Annotated in this window: 13 protein-coding genes and 1 pseudogene; 9 read left to right on the forward strand and 5 right to left on the reverse strand. The window is 38.2% G+C overall.

Annotated elements, in window-relative coordinates; all coding sequences use genetic code 11:
* Positions 1–78: 78 nt before the first annotated feature.
* From PL11201_RS16515 to PL11201_RS16525, 3 genes are all read right to left on the reverse strand, one after another.
* Positions 79–1,136 (reverse strand): IS630 family transposase gene (locus PL11201_RS16515; protein ID WP_234996736.1). Its coding sequence is split into 2 segments (ribosomal slippage): positions 79–741 and positions 744–1,136, totalling 1,056 coding nucleotides; the frame shifts between segments, so codons are not numbered across the junction.
* 72 nt (positions 1,137–1,208) lie between these two features.
* A complete protein-coding gene (locus PL11201_RS16520) occupies positions 1,209–4,583 on the reverse strand; it encodes a hypothetical protein (RefSeq protein WP_079680016.1) in 3,375 nt (1,124 codons plus the stop codon).
* 746 nt (positions 4,584–5,329) lie between these two features.
* Positions 5,330–7,018: a relaxase/mobilization nuclease domain-containing protein gene (locus tag PL11201_RS16525; RefSeq protein WP_079680017.1), complete on the reverse strand. Its 1,689-nt coding sequence runs from the start codon at positions 7,016–7,018 to the stop codon at positions 5,330–5,332.
* A 397-nt stretch (positions 7,019–7,415) separates the two neighbouring features.
* On the opposite strand from PL11201_RS16525, the gene PL11201_RS16530 reads away from it, so the two are divergent.
* Together PL11201_RS16530 and PL11201_RS16535 are read left to right on the forward strand one after the other, a co-directional pair.
* Positions 7,416–8,144 (forward strand): DUF6088 family protein, encoded by a 729-nt coding sequence (locus tag PL11201_RS16530; RefSeq protein ID WP_079680018.1) that lies wholly within the window; start codon positions 7,416–7,418, stop codon positions 8,142–8,144.
* Entirely contained in the window at positions 8,131–9,072 is a 942-nt protein-coding gene (locus tag PL11201_RS16535) for a nucleotidyl transferase AbiEii/AbiGii toxin family protein (RefSeq protein WP_079680019.1), read from the forward strand. The genes PL11201_RS16530 and PL11201_RS16535 overlap by 14 nt, the downstream gene beginning before the upstream one ends.
* Before the next feature lies 1 nt (position 9,073).
* On the opposite strand, the gene PL11201_RS16540 is transcribed toward PL11201_RS16535, so the two are convergent.
* A complete protein-coding gene (locus tag PL11201_RS16540; protein WP_079678947.1) occupies positions 9,074–10,180 on the reverse strand; it encodes an IS630 family transposase in 1,107 nt (368 codons plus the stop codon).
* Positions 10,181–10,271: 91 nt separating this feature from the next.
* On the opposite strand from PL11201_RS16540, the gene PL11201_RS16545 reads away from it, so the two are divergent.
* Together PL11201_RS16545 and PL11201_RS16550 are read left to right on the forward strand one after the other, a co-directional pair.
* On the forward strand, positions 10,272–10,619 hold the full coding sequence (locus PL11201_RS16545) for a hypothetical protein (protein WP_234996737.1): 348 nt from the start codon (positions 10,272–10,274) through the stop codon (positions 10,617–10,619).
* An 80-nt stretch (positions 10,620–10,699) separates the two neighbouring features.
* Entirely contained in the window at positions 10,700–11,242 is a 543-nt protein-coding gene (locus PL11201_RS16550) for a P-loop NTPase family protein (RefSeq protein WP_200816795.1), read from the forward strand.
* Here the strand turns inward: PL11201_RS16550 and PL11201_RS16555 are convergent.
* On the reverse strand, positions 11,239–12,351 hold the full coding sequence (locus tag PL11201_RS16555) for an IS630 family transposase (protein ID WP_079678737.1): 1,113 nt from the start codon (positions 12,349–12,351) through the stop codon (positions 11,239–11,241). The genes PL11201_RS16550 and PL11201_RS16555 overlap by 4 nt on opposite strands.
* A 77-nt stretch (positions 12,352–12,428) precedes the next feature.
* Between PL11201_RS16555 and PL11201_RS16560 the strand changes: the two genes are divergently transcribed.
* The 5 genes and pseudogenes from PL11201_RS16560 (at position 12,429) to PL11201_RS16580 (ending at position 17,122) form a co-directional block, all read left to right on the forward strand.
* The gene (locus PL11201_RS16560; protein ID WP_200816796.1) at positions 12,429–12,734 is read left to right on the forward strand and encodes a hypothetical protein; all 306 of its coding nucleotides are present in this window, start codon (positions 12,429–12,431) and stop codon (positions 12,732–12,734) included.
* Positions 12,731–13,414, forward strand: a complete 684-nt coding sequence (locus PL11201_RS16565; RefSeq protein ID WP_042158473.1) for a DUF6753 family protein — start codon at positions 12,731–12,733, stop codon at positions 13,412–13,414. The genes PL11201_RS16560 and PL11201_RS16565 overlap by 4 nt, the downstream gene beginning before the upstream one ends.
* Before the next feature lie 63 nt (positions 13,415–13,477).
* Positions 13,478–14,611, forward strand: coding sequence for an AAA family ATPase (locus PL11201_RS16570; RefSeq protein ID WP_042158475.1), 1,134 nt, complete (start codon positions 13,478–13,480; stop codon positions 14,609–14,611).
* A 2-nt stretch (positions 14,612–14,613) separates the two neighbouring features.
* Entirely contained in the window at positions 14,614–15,318 is a 705-nt protein-coding gene (locus PL11201_RS16575) for a hypothetical protein (protein ID WP_042158477.1), read from the forward strand.
* Between the two features lie 133 nt (positions 15,319–15,451).
* A pseudogene (locus PL11201_RS16580) lies at positions 15,452–17,122 on the forward strand (DUF262 domain-containing protein).
* Positions 17,123–17,124: the final 2 nt, after the last annotated feature.

Below are 17,124 nucleotides of genomic sequence, written 5' to 3' on the forward strand. Positions count from 1 at the left end.
ATCGGGTTTCTTCTAAACCATAAGGAAATAACCCAGTAAGTAGGTGGGCGAGAAAATCAACAAGTATGTAACGAAAAGTTAACTTTGTTGTTGCTCCGAGTGAAATTTCATCCGTTGTGTGGTGTAGTTTCCTCTTTCTGCCCTAGCTTGAATACCATTAATTACCGCATAAGCTAGGTCTAATTCATCCTCAAATGTTTGTCCTGATAGTTCATCTTTTTTGAGATGTTGCCACTCTAATTCAATCGGATTCATTTCGGAACAATATTTAGGTAAACAGAAAATATACAAACCCATACTTTCCCATTTTGGCCAGAGTTTTTTCACCTCATGGCATTGATGTATCGGGCTATTATCTTGGACAATAACTCTCATCCGTCCGGCTTTTTCAGCCTCTGTTGCTTCTTGTTCCATCATTTGGATATAACACTTGCGATTCACACCTCCAATCACCAAGCCATAAACAAAACTGATTTGCTGTTGCCAAAACCCAATAATACTTAATCTGCGACCCCGACGATGTGTTTGTTCTAAACGTTTTTGTTCCCCCCTAAAATAATAGGTGTAACCCGGTTCACTCCACAGACAAAAACCCGATTCATCTAAATACTTTAAGTCAATTTCTCCAGCCGCAGCCGATAATTCCAACATCTCTAAATCTGCCTGTTTCTGAGCACGGACTATCGGATCTTGTTTTCCTTTGTGGCTCTTTCTGGCTCGCTTCCAATTCACCCCCTTTTTTTGAGCACCCGTCTTAATCTATCGGGACTCAATTTAATCGACCGTTCTTGTTCTAATTTTTGGGCTAATTGCTCAGAGTTGTATGTCCGGGGTTCTCTTCTGAGACATTCTTCTAAAAATACTAAGTCCTCTTCTTTCCACTTGGCTTTCCCCCCGCGACCGGGTTTTTCCCATAACCCTTCTAGCCCCAACTTTTCCCATTTGTGCAACACTTCTCTGACAGTCTGTGCCGTCCAATTGAAATAAGTTGCTATTTTTTCGACGTACCAACCCTGTGAATTTAAGCGAATCACTTCGGCTCGGTCTTTAACTTTCTGTGGTACATCTGCTGTTCTCAGGTTGAACAGGGTTTTGTCTTGCTCACGAGTCAGAAATACCCTTAAACGAGCACCCATATTTTCATGACCTCGGTAGATTTCTTCTCCATCTTCATTTATCTTTACATACTTTGGTTTCTTCCTGCCTACCTACTTAATACTTTCTAATAACAAAAGTAAACTTTTTTTCAGGAGCCTGAACCCTATACCCAATCGGTCTTTAAGGTTATTGGTGATCCCACTTTTAGTAATTCCGAGTAGGGACGCGATTTCGTCGATAGTGGCGACAGTGCCGCTTTGAATGGAATGCCAGAGTGCTTCAATAATTCCCCTTTCGGTTTGAGCGCCTTTAGAAGCCGCTTCAGGGGCATAATCATCAATCTTCTCAACGGTGACGGTTGCGCCGGGGAAGGCTAACCGGATTTGACTGATGGTATGCTGATCGAAGTCTGCAACTAAGTAACTGTGAAGTTGTTCGGACGGTCGCAGGTGGGCGCGAAGTCGGCTAACGTCTTGAATGAGTTCTGAGGTGATTTTGCGGTTGACCCATTGGCCATATTGCCCGATTAATTTTTCAGGACAGTTAACCCATCCCCCTAAAATCTGATATTCAGCCCCAATTCCCCCTAAATTAGGGACAGGTCTACCAATACTAATCAGGCTTTGAGTATTGAGGAATTGGTTTGAACCCCTGGTATCCCGATGCCAGTACCCCAATTTCAAATCATCTGTTAAGTCTTGATAATGATCGATGGCGGATTTATGGTCAATTAATCCGATATTGTGACCTTGTTCTTTGTGAATTTTTGCGATCGCTTCAATGCCAATTCTAATCCGTTGCTGTTGGGTGTCTCGTCGTTGTTTACCGCAATTTCCTAACCCTTTAATCAGATGAATATGCAAGTTGGGTGTACAACGTTGAACCTCTCTTACTTCTAAAATTTCATTCGGATTAATCCCTAAACTGAAGGCGTAATCTTCTTTAGATTGAGTTGCATCTAACGCAATCGAAAACCCTGCATTTTTAATAATATTACGATGGCGTTTAGCCAATTTAGTTATCATTAATTTACCATTATTAATTCTCAAATTAATTCTTTTATTTCCCGTTACGCAATCGATTAAAATAGGTAGCCAAGATGGAATAATATTTGCTTTAATTGCAGCTTGTTTTTGTTGAGGGGTGTCAAGAGAATTAAGGTATTTTTCATAATTCTCAAAAATCTTATAACATTCTTTTTTCAAATCCTTGAGGGAAGGGGCGATCCAATTGGTTCCACTAATTTTAATCGCGGTAACTTCACCATTAATCATTTCATAATCCCAGATAGGAGTACCCCAAACATTATCTGCTTTCAACCAATCATCAGCATAAAGTTCCCAGATTTTTTGGTTTAACTCATCAATAGATGGCATCAATTCCATCACTTGATGATGATAAATACCCCATTTATATTTTTCTTGATCAACTTCTTCTAACGCTTGATAAACTGCCATTAAAAGGGGACGTAATGCCTTGAAAATGCGTTCATCATCTCGAAGTTGCAATTTAGATGCTGTTTTGATAATCTCATCAATTTTAATAGTAATTTGATGAGCATTTTTAATATTTTTATCGGATTCTTCAACAATTAAAATGTCATCTTTTGAAGGAGTTGGAATCGAATTAATATCGGCTCTAATTAACGGTTCATAGTTTAAAGTCTCCCTACGATTGAGTAGAAAAGGACAGCCCTGACTCAGTAGTGGGCAAGATTGACAAATCGGTGAGTCTTTCCCCCCAAAAACCGGTAATCCAAGTTCAGAAACTGTTAAAAATGTGTCATTTTCAGGACAATTAGAAGGGATAGTAATAGTTCCATTTTTTTGATCTAAACTTGTAGCTCGAATGATGTAAGGCTTGCCCAACGGAGTACGGCGACTGAAATCATAAACTAAACCATTATGGCGCGATTCGAGGTCAATATAGTTGCCTTCAATGGTAGCATTGGTGGGGTTTCGATGGTCAGGAGATAAGTAGAAAATACGAGTTTTATTCTCAGTTTGATGGGGTTTAATTCCAAAGGTTTCTAAGTTAATTAATCCAGCATCATGAGATTTACCATGTCCAGCAGGAGTTGAATCTTTAAGATATTTATATCCTCTTTCATACGCTTCTTGATAAAAAGTTAGTCGTTCTCCTTGTTGAATGATAAATTGAGGATGTCCTAATTGTTGCCATTCATCAACCATTGGGAGTTGTCTTGGAATATAAGGCATGGAAGTTAGAATCTGAGGTTTCCAAAGAACAATTGCCGTTGATTGGAGAGTTGGAATTGAGGTCGTTTTTGGGATTGAACTAGCTGCAAATTCTGTTGTTTGATCAAGTTTTTTACCCTTACGGAGATGGTGGCTATAAAACTGTTTTAAGGTTTGGGTTAATTCCTCTTGGAGTTGTGGAAGCTTGAACTGTTCAAACAATTCTGTTTGAGAAAGAGTTAAAGAATGAGAATCTCCCGCTTCGGCAATTCCTGCCCAAGTTTCAAAGGAAATCAGGGTAGCTTGATTAAAGGTTTGAATATCAATTTCATCGATATCTAACCCTTGAGATTTAAGTTGCTTTCCTTGACCCCAATCTCTAATTTCAAGGGTATATCCTAATCGTTTGATAAACTGATTAAGTTCTCGATATTGCCTCAAAACTTGGGGATTGAGGAGAGAACCGGCATCAGAATTTAAGACGATTCTTTCCGGTTGAATTTCTTCAAGAATCGCTTGGAATTGTTCAGGAGAATGATGCCAATTCACTCCCCCCGCACCGACTACGGTTAAGTGATGCCGCCGTGAAGCGATTAAGGGTTTTAACGTTCCCTCAATAAGGTCTAAGTTTCTGGAACTGGTTTGATAGAACTGTAACGGCAGTTCTCCATTTTTTAAATGAGGCCGGACAAGGTGTTTATATTTGCCATCTTCTCGATTATCAGATGCGAGTTGAAACCCAATAATTAATCCCTTAAAACTGAATAAAGGAATGAGAAATCCATCATTTTTAATTTGTAAGGTTAGTCCATCGATACTGATACCTGGAAAATTAGGATTAACAGGAATCATTAAATGTTGATAGCGAGTGACAGATTTAAAGCCAATTGCTTCAATATCTGCATCTGTTAATCCTCGATTGAGTAAAGATTGACGGTGACGGGTACTTAAACCCAGTTGTTTGAGGAGTTTTCGAGCTTCTTGGTCTCGTTGTTCATCGGTTAAAGCGGTTGCTTTGCGCTGTCTGTCCTGTTTTTTCCGTTCTTCTCGCTGTTGTTGCCATTGTTCTCGTTGTTGTTGGCGCTCTTGTTCGGTTTGGGAGTTGGAAGCGACGACCAGGGAACCCATACCTCCTGTGAGTTCCTTTTTCCAAACCCAGCCAGATGGGACATTATTTTTATCGGTTCGCAGACAGAGGACAGCGACATCGGACAAAATCTGACATCCGTGATCTTTTCCACAGACGGGACAGGGATTGAGGCGATTGACGTAGTAAGCTTTAGCCATTAGCCTTCACCTCCGGTTGTCGTGTTGAGGGAGGTGAGTGCTTTATCCCGTTGATGGAATTGGATAGGGATAATTTTTTGTAGAGCTTTGTTGCGGTTTAGAGGCGTTAGCATATATAATGATGATGGTTACGATGACGATGATGATGATGATGGTGATCGTGACGGTTATGAATGGTTACGATTACGTTTTTGATGCACCCTTCAAGGGTGATGAACGTCCCAAACCTTTGCCTTCGGTTAACTTGCTGGAGAAGCGTCGAAACTAATACAGCTTGTTAGAGATTAGGTTTTAGGTTGGGCTTTTTTCTGAAATAGTTAAAAATGACCGTGTAACTGCTACAACAGTTACACGGTTTTGTTTTGATTGCAGAATCGACCCAGCCGATTGACCATACAACCACCGAACCGTTGTGAGTTAGACTTTCCGGTTGGCATCTTGAATAGGTCAAGAATGATATTGAGTTCAGATGAAACCCTAGTAGAACTGGCCATAAGCTTTGACGAATAGTTAATTCTTTTTTCCAATATACTATAAATCTTTGAAAGCGGACACAATTTCTGCCATCAATGAGAACTATTGCTATTTTTTATGTTTTCAGACAATATTTTTTAGATAAAAAGATGTTGTTAATGTACTCTGTCTAAAAGAATATTTTTAACGATTGATTATCAGAGATAGTCTTATTTAAACTGAGTCTCAGATAGAGAAAAATTATTTAAACAATAAAAATAGTTTATTGCTTATTAGTTTAAGTTAATACCCTGAGTCCATTGTTCTAATTCTTGCTGTACTAAATTTCGAGTTTGATCAGTTTCAGGTAATGAATTGTTTATTTCTGATTCTGAATTGATTAAAAGTTGATTCCAGCCTCCCATACCTGGATTAATTCGTTGAGCTTGCGGGAGAATCTCAATAATTTCTTGATAGACTTGCTCCCCGAATTCATCCCCTTTTAAACCAACGATTATAGTGGAAATATCCCTTAAAAAATCTATTGGGAATGAAGATGGATCATCAATGCTTAAGTACAATGTCGGTCTAATATTAAAATCAGGATCTAAAGCGATCGCAGACAAGGTTTCTATCGGATCACTGGTAATAATAGCTCGTTCAATATTATGTTGAGTGGCTATCCAGAAAATGCCTGTTTCGTCATCCTCAGTCTTAGCCAACGGCATTTTCAGATCAGGATTAATGGAAAATTTTCCATTGGACTCTAAAGTACAAGTTCCCCTGTCCTCTCCAGCCAATGTGCGAAGGGTAAATACAGCACGGTTGTGTTCATCTGCATTAATCCATCCCTTGTCGTGTAACAAATCTATCAATTCAGAGGGTAAACTGCTATTTTCTATCAATCTTTCTCGTAAAAGTTGCCAAGGTGATGCTAAATTCTGCTGATGATTTTCTAAAGTTTCAGTAGGTTGAATTGTTTCAGTAAGTTGAATTGAAGGATCATCGATAGAGTCTGATTGTATTAAGTTAAAGTTGCTATTATCGAGATCCTCTACAGGTTGATTGACTGGATTCTCATCAGTCCAATTTGATAAGGCTAAATTATCTGGGTCAGTTTTTGGATTAAATAAATCATTAAAAGATGTTTCTTTTAAATCAACACATTGAGAATCTTGACTGTTATCAGAACCACTAAAGATTTCTTCAATTTCTTCTGAGTTTAAATTAGAATAATAGCTAACTCCTCGATATTTCTGAAGTCCTTTGAAGGTGTAAGATTTCCCTAAATGAGTGCCACTAAAAGCGACGTCACCCAACTTATAACTAATCCCTAATTCTTTTGTAGGTGTAGGTTTAATTCTAACACTAATTCCTTGCTGCGTAAGTCGGTCAACCAAAACCATCATTTCAGGCTGGTCAATTGTAGCTTGATCAAGAACGGTTTGTAGTTGTTCTCTAGTGCTAGTTTCTCCAGTTCTAGCTAATTGTCTACATTCGCCTGTGGTGGGAGAACGACGTTCTTTTTCCCAACTGCGGACGGTGGGTGTTAACCCATATTTTTCTTCTAATTGTTCAATTAATTTCTCACTGCGTCGATAGTTCCAACTATCAGAGACACAAGTTCCTTTAATATTTAATTTAATCCGACTTGCGGCAATATGAATATGATCATGATCACAATCTGTATGGCGAAAGATTGCAAATTGATTTTGATCAAATCCCATTCCCTTGAGGTAATCTAAACCAATTTCCAACCATTGAGCATCGGATAAAGCCTCACTCTTTGGAATACTTAAAGCTGCATGATAAACCGGTTTTTGCACTCGATTGTTCAAATGGAGAAAAGAGCGAAACTCCACAGCTAATTCTTGTGGTGTTTTTCCCATCATATTGCTTCCAATTAAAGAAGCACCTTCTTTAGAAAAAAGGTAATTGAGCAGTTTGGTGAAGTTTTTCCCGATGATTTGTTTACCAATCATTTGTTAAGATAATGTATTCAATAGATAAATTTTAGTAACTCAAGGAAACTGTCTTAATCTTATTTAAGAGCTTATTTATTCCTATTGTCACTAGCTTTTTAATTGTTGATTTATGATTTTTGGTTTCAGGTGGCTAAAGTTAGTCATGTTTAGCTTATTGGTTTTTAAGAAGGAAAACGCTCTATCTTACGGTCATCCTTTGCTAACTCGTAAATCAGCCAATCGGTTGATTTATTTTTTTCGGTTGCAACTTAATAGCTGGCTCAACAAATCTGTGAAGTCTGGAAATCCCATATTTGCAGGAAAATTCTCATTTGTGTCAAGTTTTCTTGTAAAAAAACTTGACAACTATTGAAAAGGTTGAATAATGGAATTAGTGCGTATCCAGGTTTAGAGAATGAAAAGGAGCCGAGTTAATACCGCAGCGTTAATTCGTAGACAAATTGAAGAAGGAGGAGAAAGCTATTGGCGACACTCGGATTTCTCTAATCTGCCATCAGCAGCAGTTAGCAAAGCTCTCTGTAGACTGGTAGCAGATGGAGTTTTGGAACGAGTCAGCAAAGGGCTTTATTACCGTTCTCGCCCGACTCGATTCGGTCGTAGTCGTCCTTCTCAACATGAAATCCAAAAGCTACTAACTAAACAGAATTTGCATCCGGCGGGATTAAGTGCTGCTAATTTACTGGGATTTACAACTCAAAATTTAATCCAAGGTGAGTTTGCGACTTCTGCCAATAGTGTCCCTCGCACCCTGATTGGCTCTCGTGTCCGACTTTATACTCGCCGACCTCAAACGTGGAATAACTTGGAAGCCACTGATGCTGCGCTGCTTGATTTCTTAAGATATAGGGGGAATTTGAGCGAGTTGTCCCCAGCAGAAACGAAGCGACGGTTACTGGATTATTTTCGAGATGGCGATCGCTTTGAACGATTAGTATCCGTAGCAGATGCAGAGCCTCCGCGAGTTCGAGCCATGCTCGGAGCAATTGGTCAAGAACTAAGGAAAAGTCCACAAGAACTCGAAAAACTGCGAAATAGCTTAAATCCAGTTTCTCGATTTAATTTTGGGAAGTTAAGCAACCTGCGCTATGCCAAGGAGTGGCAAGCAAACCGTGAAACTATTTGAACACCCTGATTTTCATGATGCTGTGATAGCAGCTAGAGGACATTTTGCTCACCTAGGGCTAACCGAGCAATTTATTGAGAAAGATTATTATGTTACTGAAGCTCTAAGAATTGTAGCAACTCGATGGCCAAGTCAAGTGATTTTCAAAGGCGGAACCAGCCTTTTGAAGGGATGGAAATTAATTGAGCGGTTTTCAGAAGATATCGACTTGTTTTTGAACCGACAAGCTTTTGTTCCTCCTCTAGGTGCCAATAGGGTTGATCGAGAACTGGAGGCGATAGAAGCTGCTGTGGAAGATCATCTAGGTTTGACAGTCGAACCAACGTTGGGAAGAAGAAAGCGGGGGGTTTATCGCAATAGTTATTTTATCTATACTCAACAATTCTCGGGCATTGAGGCAATCGCCAATCGCATTTTCCTAGAAATGGGAACCCGCAGTGGCACTTACCCCACTCAAACTGTCCTGCTCTCCTCATATATAGCTGAGTTTCTAAACCACATCGGGCAAAGTCTAGATACAGAAGATGAATCACCTTTTCCCATGCTATTGCTGGATTTTCGGCGCACCTTTGTCGAGAAGTTATTTACGATCCACTCAAAGGTCATCAAGAGTCAGGAACAGGGGCAATTAATTGGGGCATATGCTAGACATTACTATGACCTGTTTTGTTTAGCCAAGCAGCCTGAAGTGCAGAAACTACTTGAAAACGAGGAATACAGCCAGCTTAAAGAAGACTGTGATTGTATTAGTCGAGAATACTTTCCAGATTACAAGCCACCCGAAGCGATGAAATTTTCAAACAGCTTGGCTCTATTCCCAACGGGAAGCCTGCGCCAAACTCTCAAGAGAGAATATGAACAGCAATGCAGTAGGCTTTGCTATGGAAATTATCCAACTTGGGATGAGATAAGCTGCTACGCAGCTTGATTTAATAAATAGCATTTCCTTTGTTTTTAATTTTGCGAGACCAATTAATGATTAAATCTCCTTCGTTTAACAATTTATTCAATAATTCTTCTAACTGCTCTACTGATTCAAATAGCCGATGAGCAATATATTCTTTAGCTGAGTGCCAAACCAATTCAATTAAATTAAAGTCAGGGCTGTAAGGGGGCAAAAACTCTAACCTAATATTCGGCATTTCTGCTTCTATTCTCTCTAAAATCTCTTTCTTTTTATGAAAACTAGCATTGTCTAAAATTATTACTAATTTAGGCCCAGTTTCTAAAAATTCTTCGGCTAATTTTCCCGACTCTATCCATTCTTCAACAATCCAATTATGTAAAGCTTTGATTTGTTGATAAAAGGTCTCCGATTCTCCTTTCTTAATCACAAAATTTATTCTTTTTTTATCGCTATACCTTAACCCTCCCATTAGATTTACTCTTCCTTTCCTTCTTTGTCCTGTTACTTTTTTTCGGCTTCCCTTTTTCCCCCAGGTTTTTCTTCTTATTACTCTCAAACTAAATCCTACTTCATCCCAAAACCATACTTGCAAGCGTTCAGGTGATTCTTTTTCTATTTTTAAATACTCTAACAATTTCTCTTTAAATGCTTTCCTGTGTACCGGATTTTGTTTGTCCTCTAAGCTGTACTTTGCCCAAAGGTAAACGTACTTTTTTCTTTGTAATATTCTCCTGACTTGAGAGCCACTCAACTTAATTCCTGTTGCTTGCTCTAAATATGTTGCTAATCTATTTCCTGTCCATCTCCCAAATTCATATCCGTATTCTGATGGTTCTTTTTCTACTACTTTTAGTAACATTTCTTCATATTCAGCCGTAGCTTTCCGAAAGTTTCCTTGGCTTCTTCCATCTATAAAACTCTCCATTTTATCGGGATCACCATGAACAGCCCAGTACGCTACTGTCGGATAGGAAATTTCTAAAAAATTGGCTATCTTTTGATAGGTTTTTCCCTCATTCATTAATAATAAAATTAAAATCCTTTCTCTAATTTGAGCATTTTGATTTTCTTTCATTTCTTTAAGTAATCTTTCTTTTTGCTCTTTAGACAGATGATTTTTGGCTGGCATTGGGGGTTATATCCCTAAAAATACTTAATCTTCTATTATACAATCAAGCTGCGTAGCAGCTTATCAACCTTTAAAAAATACAACTGATGGCGTGTTACTCACTTACGTTAAACAGAATGAAATTTTACCAGTTAGAGAAATGATTCTCCAGTCATTGCGAGCTTACTGGCTACCATTAGCTTATCAACGAACAGGGGAAATTAATTCAGTTGTTTTGGAACGAATGTTTAGAAAAGCCGTGTATGCGTTGGAGAAGCACGCTTTGTTTTTGTGTGACCAAGCGGGTATTGATTATTCTTCCAATTTGCCACATCTTTACCGAGAAGATGGAATAAAAGTGACTTGGGATTCTGGTTTGATTCACTCTAATGAATTGACAACTGATAATTTATTAGAATTAGTAGGAGGCGATGAGTTTAATGATTCAGGTTTTTCATGATTAGAAGCTGAAAAAGTAAGGAGTTGATTAGAAGTAAAACCCATTTTTATTTCTATAAAATCAAGTAATGGAGTAGCAAAATGGCAGGTCGGAGTAGAAGAACCAAAGCTCAATTAGAACAGGTAGACCCTACAACTGAACAATCTGAAACATCAGGAGAAGTATCAATGACAGTAACAATAAAATCCCCAAGTCATTTAGGCGAAAATGGATTGGAGACTGTTGAGAAATACCCTACTAAAATTCATTTGATTGATGGAGAAAAAGGCGGTGTAGGTAAGAGTTTATTTGCAAGGGTTTTAATCCAGTATTTTATGGATAAGAAATATCCTTTTTTAGCCGTAGATGCGGACAGATCTAACCCCGATGTCTCTCGAATTTACGAAAGTGTTTGTCGGGAAGCTTTATTTAGTGAAGATGAGAAGAAATTTTATGAAGCGGACAAAATTTTTGAGTGGGCTTTTGACAATAGCATTATTGTCAATTTACCGGCTCAGGTTTATCCGGTGGTGACGAGTTGGATTGAAAAAAATAACTTAATTGAGTTAGGCAAACAATCCCAAATTACATTTTGTAAGTGGTTTGTTTGTACAGGAGGTTACGATAAGCTGTTGTGCATTTAAACTGTGATTATAGCATTACCTTTGTTTTTAAGTTTACGTCCCCATTTAATAGATAACTGTCCCTCATTTAAAAGCTGATGCAATAAACACTCTAGCTCATCAACTGATTTAAAGAGTCGATTAGCAATATATTCTTTAGCTGAATGCCAGACCAATTCAATTAAATTATAATCTGGACTATATTCTGGAAGAAATTCTAAATAGATATTCGGCATTTCTGCTTTGATTTTTTCTAGGTATTCTTCTTTTTTGTGAAAACTTGCATTATCAAGAATAATGACAATCTTGGCTCCTTTTTCTACAAATTCTTCTGCTTGATTTCCCGCTAATACCCACTCATGAATTAGCTCTTGATAAAAACTTTTTAACACTTGATAAAAATTATTTGCATTCCCTTTATCCAGAAATTCTACAAATCTTTTTTTGTCCGAGTACCTCAATCCTCCCATAACATTAACTTTTCCTTTTCTTCTGTCTCCTCTAATCTTTCTCCTCTTTCCTTTTTTACACCAGTTCTTTCTTTTTATTACTCTTAAATTAAATCCACTTTCATCCCAAAACCATACCTGTAATTGTTCTGGACTTTCTTTTGTTATTTTTAAATACTCTTCTATTTTATTTTTAAATAATTTCCTTTTTTCTGGATCTCTTTTCTCTTCCAAGCTATACTTTGCCCACAAGTAAACATACTTTTTTTTCTTTAATATCCTTCTCACTTGTGAACCACTTAATTTTATTTCTGTGATTTGTTCTAAATAAGTTGCCAATCTTTCTCCTGTCCATCTCCCAAATTCATATCCTAATTCTTCCGGTTCTTTTTCTACAGTTTCTAATAATATCTCTATATATTTATCTGTGGCTTTTCTATAATTTCCTTTCATTCTTTCATCTTTTAGGCTTTCTAACTTGTCCGGATCTCCATGTACACACCAATAACATACTTTATTTATTGAACATCCCAAAAAATTGGCAATTTCACTTTGTTTTTTACCATCATTTAGCAATAGTAGAATCAAGATTCTTTCTCTAATTTGTCCATTTTCTTCCTCTTTCAATCTTTTCTGTAGTTTCTCTACTTGCTTTTCATTTAAGTGATTTTTAGCAGGCATCTTTTTATTGATTTTTCTAAACTTAGTTTTTTATTATACCCTATTTAGATGCTTAACAGCTTAGTGTGCAGTTATTTTTGAAATCAGTACAACATTTTGACAAAAAGATAGCTCATGTTTTAGTTCGTAATTTTGGGTTAGAGGACGATTGGAGTTCTGTAGAAGAAATGGAAGAAGTCCAAAATGTGATTAAAAAATATGATGTTAAAGTCATTGATTTCCCTAAGTTTTATTCACGAGAAAGAAATGCCATTGATGCGAGGGGAATTACGTTTGAATTAGCTCGGAATAGTCAAGAATTTGGGGTATTGGGACGGCAACGAATTAAGTCGTTTATGTTATCAGCTTACGAGGCGTTTGAAACGACGGGGATGTTACCGTGAGTTATGGTGCTGTTGATACTAAATCGTTACTGGATATTGCTCTGGAAGGTCAATCTGAGGAATATCGGCGTAAGGTTTTGGAGTTGGCTTTTAAGGGGAAAATTGAGCCAACTGACCCCATATTTTTGATTTTATTAGCAACGGGGCGATTGGAAGTATTGATTCAAGAAAGCCCGAAACCAGAGGATTTTGAGTTAGCATTTGAGCGTTGGGTAGGGCGGATTAATAAGACACTGGCGAATTATGAACGAGTAGCCGTTGAGAAGCAAGAGGGGCAAATTGCTGAGGCGGTGAATTCTCTGGTACGTCAGACCGAATTAACAAAAGTAGCGACTTCTGCCCGTTCGCTGATGGTGGCGGCGGGTATTCTATTGACGACGTTGGGTGTCGGTGCGTTGATGGGATGGATGGGTGTGCTTTGGTCGCAAGGAGGGTTTGCGCCGGGGGAGGCGGTTCATCTGACTCAGGAACAGGCGGAGGGTTTGCGGTGGGCGACTAGCGCTGAGGGGAAGTTTGCTCGGAATTTGATGAGGTGGAATTCGGATGGTCTTACTGATTTAGAATGTAAAAAGGATGTTGAGCGCTTGGGGGTGACTCTGGAAGTTGCGGGGAGGCCAGCTACTTCGGGGTTTTGTACGATTTGGGTGGAGCCTGTGGAAAAGCGTAGGTTTAGGAAGTGAACTACCCACACCGACTTGGAGTACCAAGTATAGAAACAAACAGATTAACAAAATAGTAACAGTATGCAAATCAAAAAATTAGAGTATTACGACGATGAGTACAAATGGAAGCTGGAAGAGGTAAATTTTCTGCCAAATCTTAATCTTTTAGTTGGTGTATCTGGTGTAGGAAAAACAAGAATACTCAGAGCTATTTACAATTTAAAATCTATAGCTAATGGTGCATCTCTAAATGGGGTTAAATGGAATGTTTGTTTTATAGCCAACAATAATCTTGAATATACTTGGAGTGGAGAATTTGAAACACGAGAAAACACTATTTCTATCAATGAAACTTCGGAAGATGACGAGCAAGTAAAACTCATAAATGAGCAATTAGTTTGTAACAATGAGACCGTTCTAATCGAGAGAAAAGACTCAGAAATTATTTTTAATGGAAGCAAAACCCCTAAACTATCGCCTTTTGAAAGTGTCGTTGAACTACTCAAACAAGAAGACCAAATTGCTCCTGTGAAAGAATCATTAGATAAAATTGTACTGGCTGATTCTGAGAGTGTTGATAGAGCTTGGCGCTTGCCAGTATCTATTTTTAAGAAGTTTGAAAAAGCTTCACTATCTGCTTTGCAGGAAAGTGGTTTGCCTGTACCAATAAAATTATCTATTCTTTACAGAACGCTTCCTGATGAATTTAACAAGATTAAAGAAGCTTTTATATCCGTTTTCCCAAACGTCTCCGACATAAAAGTTGAGACCATTAAGGATGACGATATTCCTATTGCATTGTCTAAGTTACTCAAGGAAGCTACCACTGTTAGCATTAAAGAAAAAGGAATAGAAGATTGGATTGAGAATATCTCTTCAGGGATGTTGAAAACATTGATGTATATTAGTGAGTTATATCTAGCTCCTGAAAATTGCATTATCCTAATCGATGAATTTGAAAATAGTTTAGGCGTTAATTGCTTAGACAGTGTTACCGAGCTTGTACTTGATAATAAAAAGCTACAATTTATTATTACTAGCCATCACCCTTATATAATAAACAATGTTAGTCCTGCTTACTGGAAAATAGTGACTCGGAAGGCTGGCTTGGTGACTGTCAAAAATTCAAAAGACTTTCATATATCTGAATCCAGACAGAAAGCTTTCATTGACTTGATCAATGTTTTAGAGGACGAAGCAGACCTAGAGGAATAGTGATGAATATTTACTTTTTGGTTGAGGGAAAGAGTACAGAGAAAAAGATATATCCCAAATGGCTTGAATATTTAATTCCAAATCTAGTAAGGGTTCAGTATTACGATCAAGTCGAAAATAACAATTATTATCTAATCAGTGGACAGGGATATCCCAGAATTCTATATGACGGACTTGAAAACGCCGTTGATAAGATTTTAGAGGCTCCAAGATACGATTATCTCGTTATATGTGTTGATGCTGACGAGGAGTCAGTAGAGGAAAGGATTCAATATATACGTGAGTTTATTAGAGGTAAAGAAATCAATTTAGGAAAGACTAAAGTTGAAATTATTGTACAAAATCGCTGTATAGAAACTTGGTTGCTGGGCAATAAGAGGATTTTTGACTCTAGGCAACCACTAGATTTGCCATTGGCAAGCTATGTAAACTACTATGATGTCTCTCAGAACAATCCTGAAGAGATGGGAAAAGATAAAATGAGAAATCATGCTGACTTCCATTATGAATATTTAAGAGAAGTTTTTAGATCAAAAAATTCAACATATAGCAAGAAAAATCCCAAGGATGCTAAAGAGAAATACTATTTTGAGGAACTACAAAAAAGAGTACGAGATCAACCTGAAGACCTTAAAACTTTTCAGTTCTTTTTAGAGTTCTGTGAGAGAATCAAAAATATTATGATTCAAAGGGCTAAGGAGGAGTAGTTAACATGAGAAATAATTAGATCAGAAGAGCGATAGGGGCATTATTGTAAAATCTTTGCTAGGTTTAATTTGTAGCTATATCATTGCCTAATAAACAGGTGACTTTCACCAACTAAAGGACAAATCAAACACAATGGAAGCCGCGCCAGCCAAAGTTATTCAGTATTTCAACGGGGAAAAACAGAATCTCATTCCTCTGTTTCAGCGTCCCTATACCTGGGGTGAAGACAATTGGAAGACACTCTGGAACGATCTAATGGTGCAATATGACATGGGGGACACAGGAACCCACTTTATGGGTGCCATCGTTTCTGTCCCAGCACGCAGCGTGCCCGTAGGAGTCAGTAAGTATCTGATTATCGATGGACAGCAACGCCTCACAACTGTGTCATTACTTCTCTGCGTTCTGCGTGATTGTCTTGATGCAAATTCAGCCTCACGCATACAGGAAGTTTACCTGACCAATCGCTTCCGCGAACCGGAGGACACTTTAAAGTTTGTGCCAACGCAAGTAGATCGAGATGTGTATCGCGCCATAGCCCTCGACCGCCAGGTTCCAGAAAATAATAAAGATGTTCGGATGGCTGCTGCCTATCACTTTTTCAGGGACAAATTGCTTAAAGGTACTGACCTTAACGACGATCCCATAGATATTTCCAAAGTGTTAACTACCCTAGAGCAACGTCTTCAAGTTGTAATGATTAACCTTGGTGAAGATGACGATCCGTATTTAATTTTTGAAAGTCTGAATTTTAAGGGTGAACCACTTACCCAAGCTGACTTAGTAAGGAATTATTTATTGATGCGCTTCCGTCACTCGATTTCTACTGGTGGAGAGCAAGAAAGAGTTCACTCAAAATATTGGATTCCCCTTGAGAAGAGGCTTAAATCCGACCTCCCTGAATTTCTGCGCCACTACACAATGAAGGATGGTGATAATATCAAACAGGGTGGTATTTATGCGGCTATCAAGACGAAATTGAAAAACATGGATGCAACGGAAGCCGTCGAAGCAGAGGCTCAGTCTATGCTTCGGTTCGGCGAATTTTACGCTAGATTTCTCTTCCCAGACCAAGAAGAAACAACGAGCATTAGTGAATGCTTGGAGAATATCAACGAACTTCAAGTAACGACCTCCTATCCCCTATTACTCCGTCTATTTGATGCTTGTCAGACTGGGCATCTAATCGACGTTGAATTGGAGAAATGCCTTAAATTAATTGAGTCATTTGTAGTTCGACGGGCTGTTTGCAAAATACCAACTAACTCGTTAAACAAACTGTTTATTCAATTGGCTAAAAACTTCCCGGAGGCGGATCATACCAAATGGTTGCAACGTTCTTTATCATCATCTCGTCGTTTTCCCAAGGATGCTGAGTTTGACATAGCCTTTATAAAACAACCACAATATGGAAGTAGAATCACTCGTTTTATCCTTTGCCGTCTTGAACAATCTTTTAAACACAAAGAAACTGTGGATCTTTCTAAGGTAACAATAGAACACGTTATGCCTCAAACAATGAATCAGGAATGGAAAGATGAGTTAGGTGCAGAGGCAGAGAAAATTCATAATACTTGGCTTGATACTTTTGGAAATTTGACTCTAACCGGCTAAAATTCAGAGTTAGGTAATCTACCATTTTCCGAGAAGAAAGCTAAACTCGAAAATACACATATTGAGCTAAATCGTTGGATTCTTCAGCAGGAGAATTGGCGGGTACCAGAGATTGAGGAACGAGCAAAGAGTTTGCTACTTATAGCCAATAAGATTTGGTTGAGTCCCTCAGATCTGATTTCCGATTAAAA

This window comes from Planktothrix sp. PCC 11201, assembly GCF_900009135.1.
Taxonomy (GTDB): domain Bacteria; phylum Cyanobacteriota; class Cyanobacteriia; order Cyanobacteriales; family Microcoleaceae; genus Planktothrix.

Excerpts from the sequence above, each read along its gene's own strand:
- PL11201_RS16550 (WP_200816795.1), top strand. The coding sequence starts at position 10,700 with ATGGCAGGTCGGAGTAGAAGAACCAAAGCTCAATTAGAACAGGTAGAC.
- PL11201_RS16575 (WP_042158477.1), top strand. The coding sequence starts at position 14,614 with ATGAATATTTACTTTTTGGTTGAGGGAAAGAGTACAGAGAAAAAGATA.
- PL11201_RS16540 (WP_079678947.1), bottom strand. The coding sequence starts at position 10,180 with ATGCCAGCCAAAAATCATCTGTCTAAAGAGCAAAAAGAAAGATTACTT.
- PL11201_RS16555 (WP_079678737.1), bottom strand. The coding sequence starts at position 12,351 with ATGCCTGCTAAAAATCACTTAAATGAAAAGCAAGTAGAGAAACTACAG.
- PL11201_RS16525 (WP_079680017.1), bottom strand. The coding sequence starts at position 7,018 with ATGATTGGTAAACAAATCATCGGGAAAAACTTCACCAAACTGCTCAAT.
- PL11201_RS16570 (WP_042158475.1), top strand. The coding sequence starts at position 13,478 with ATGCAAATCAAAAAATTAGAGTATTACGACGATGAGTACAAATGGAAG.
- PL11201_RS16520 (WP_079680016.1), bottom strand. The coding sequence starts at position 4,583 with ATGGCTAAAGCTTACTACGTCAATCGCCTCAATCCCTGTCCCGTCTGT.
- PL11201_RS16530 (WP_079680018.1), top strand. The coding sequence starts at position 7,416 with ATGAAAAGGAGCCGAGTTAATACCGCAGCGTTAATTCGTAGACAAATT.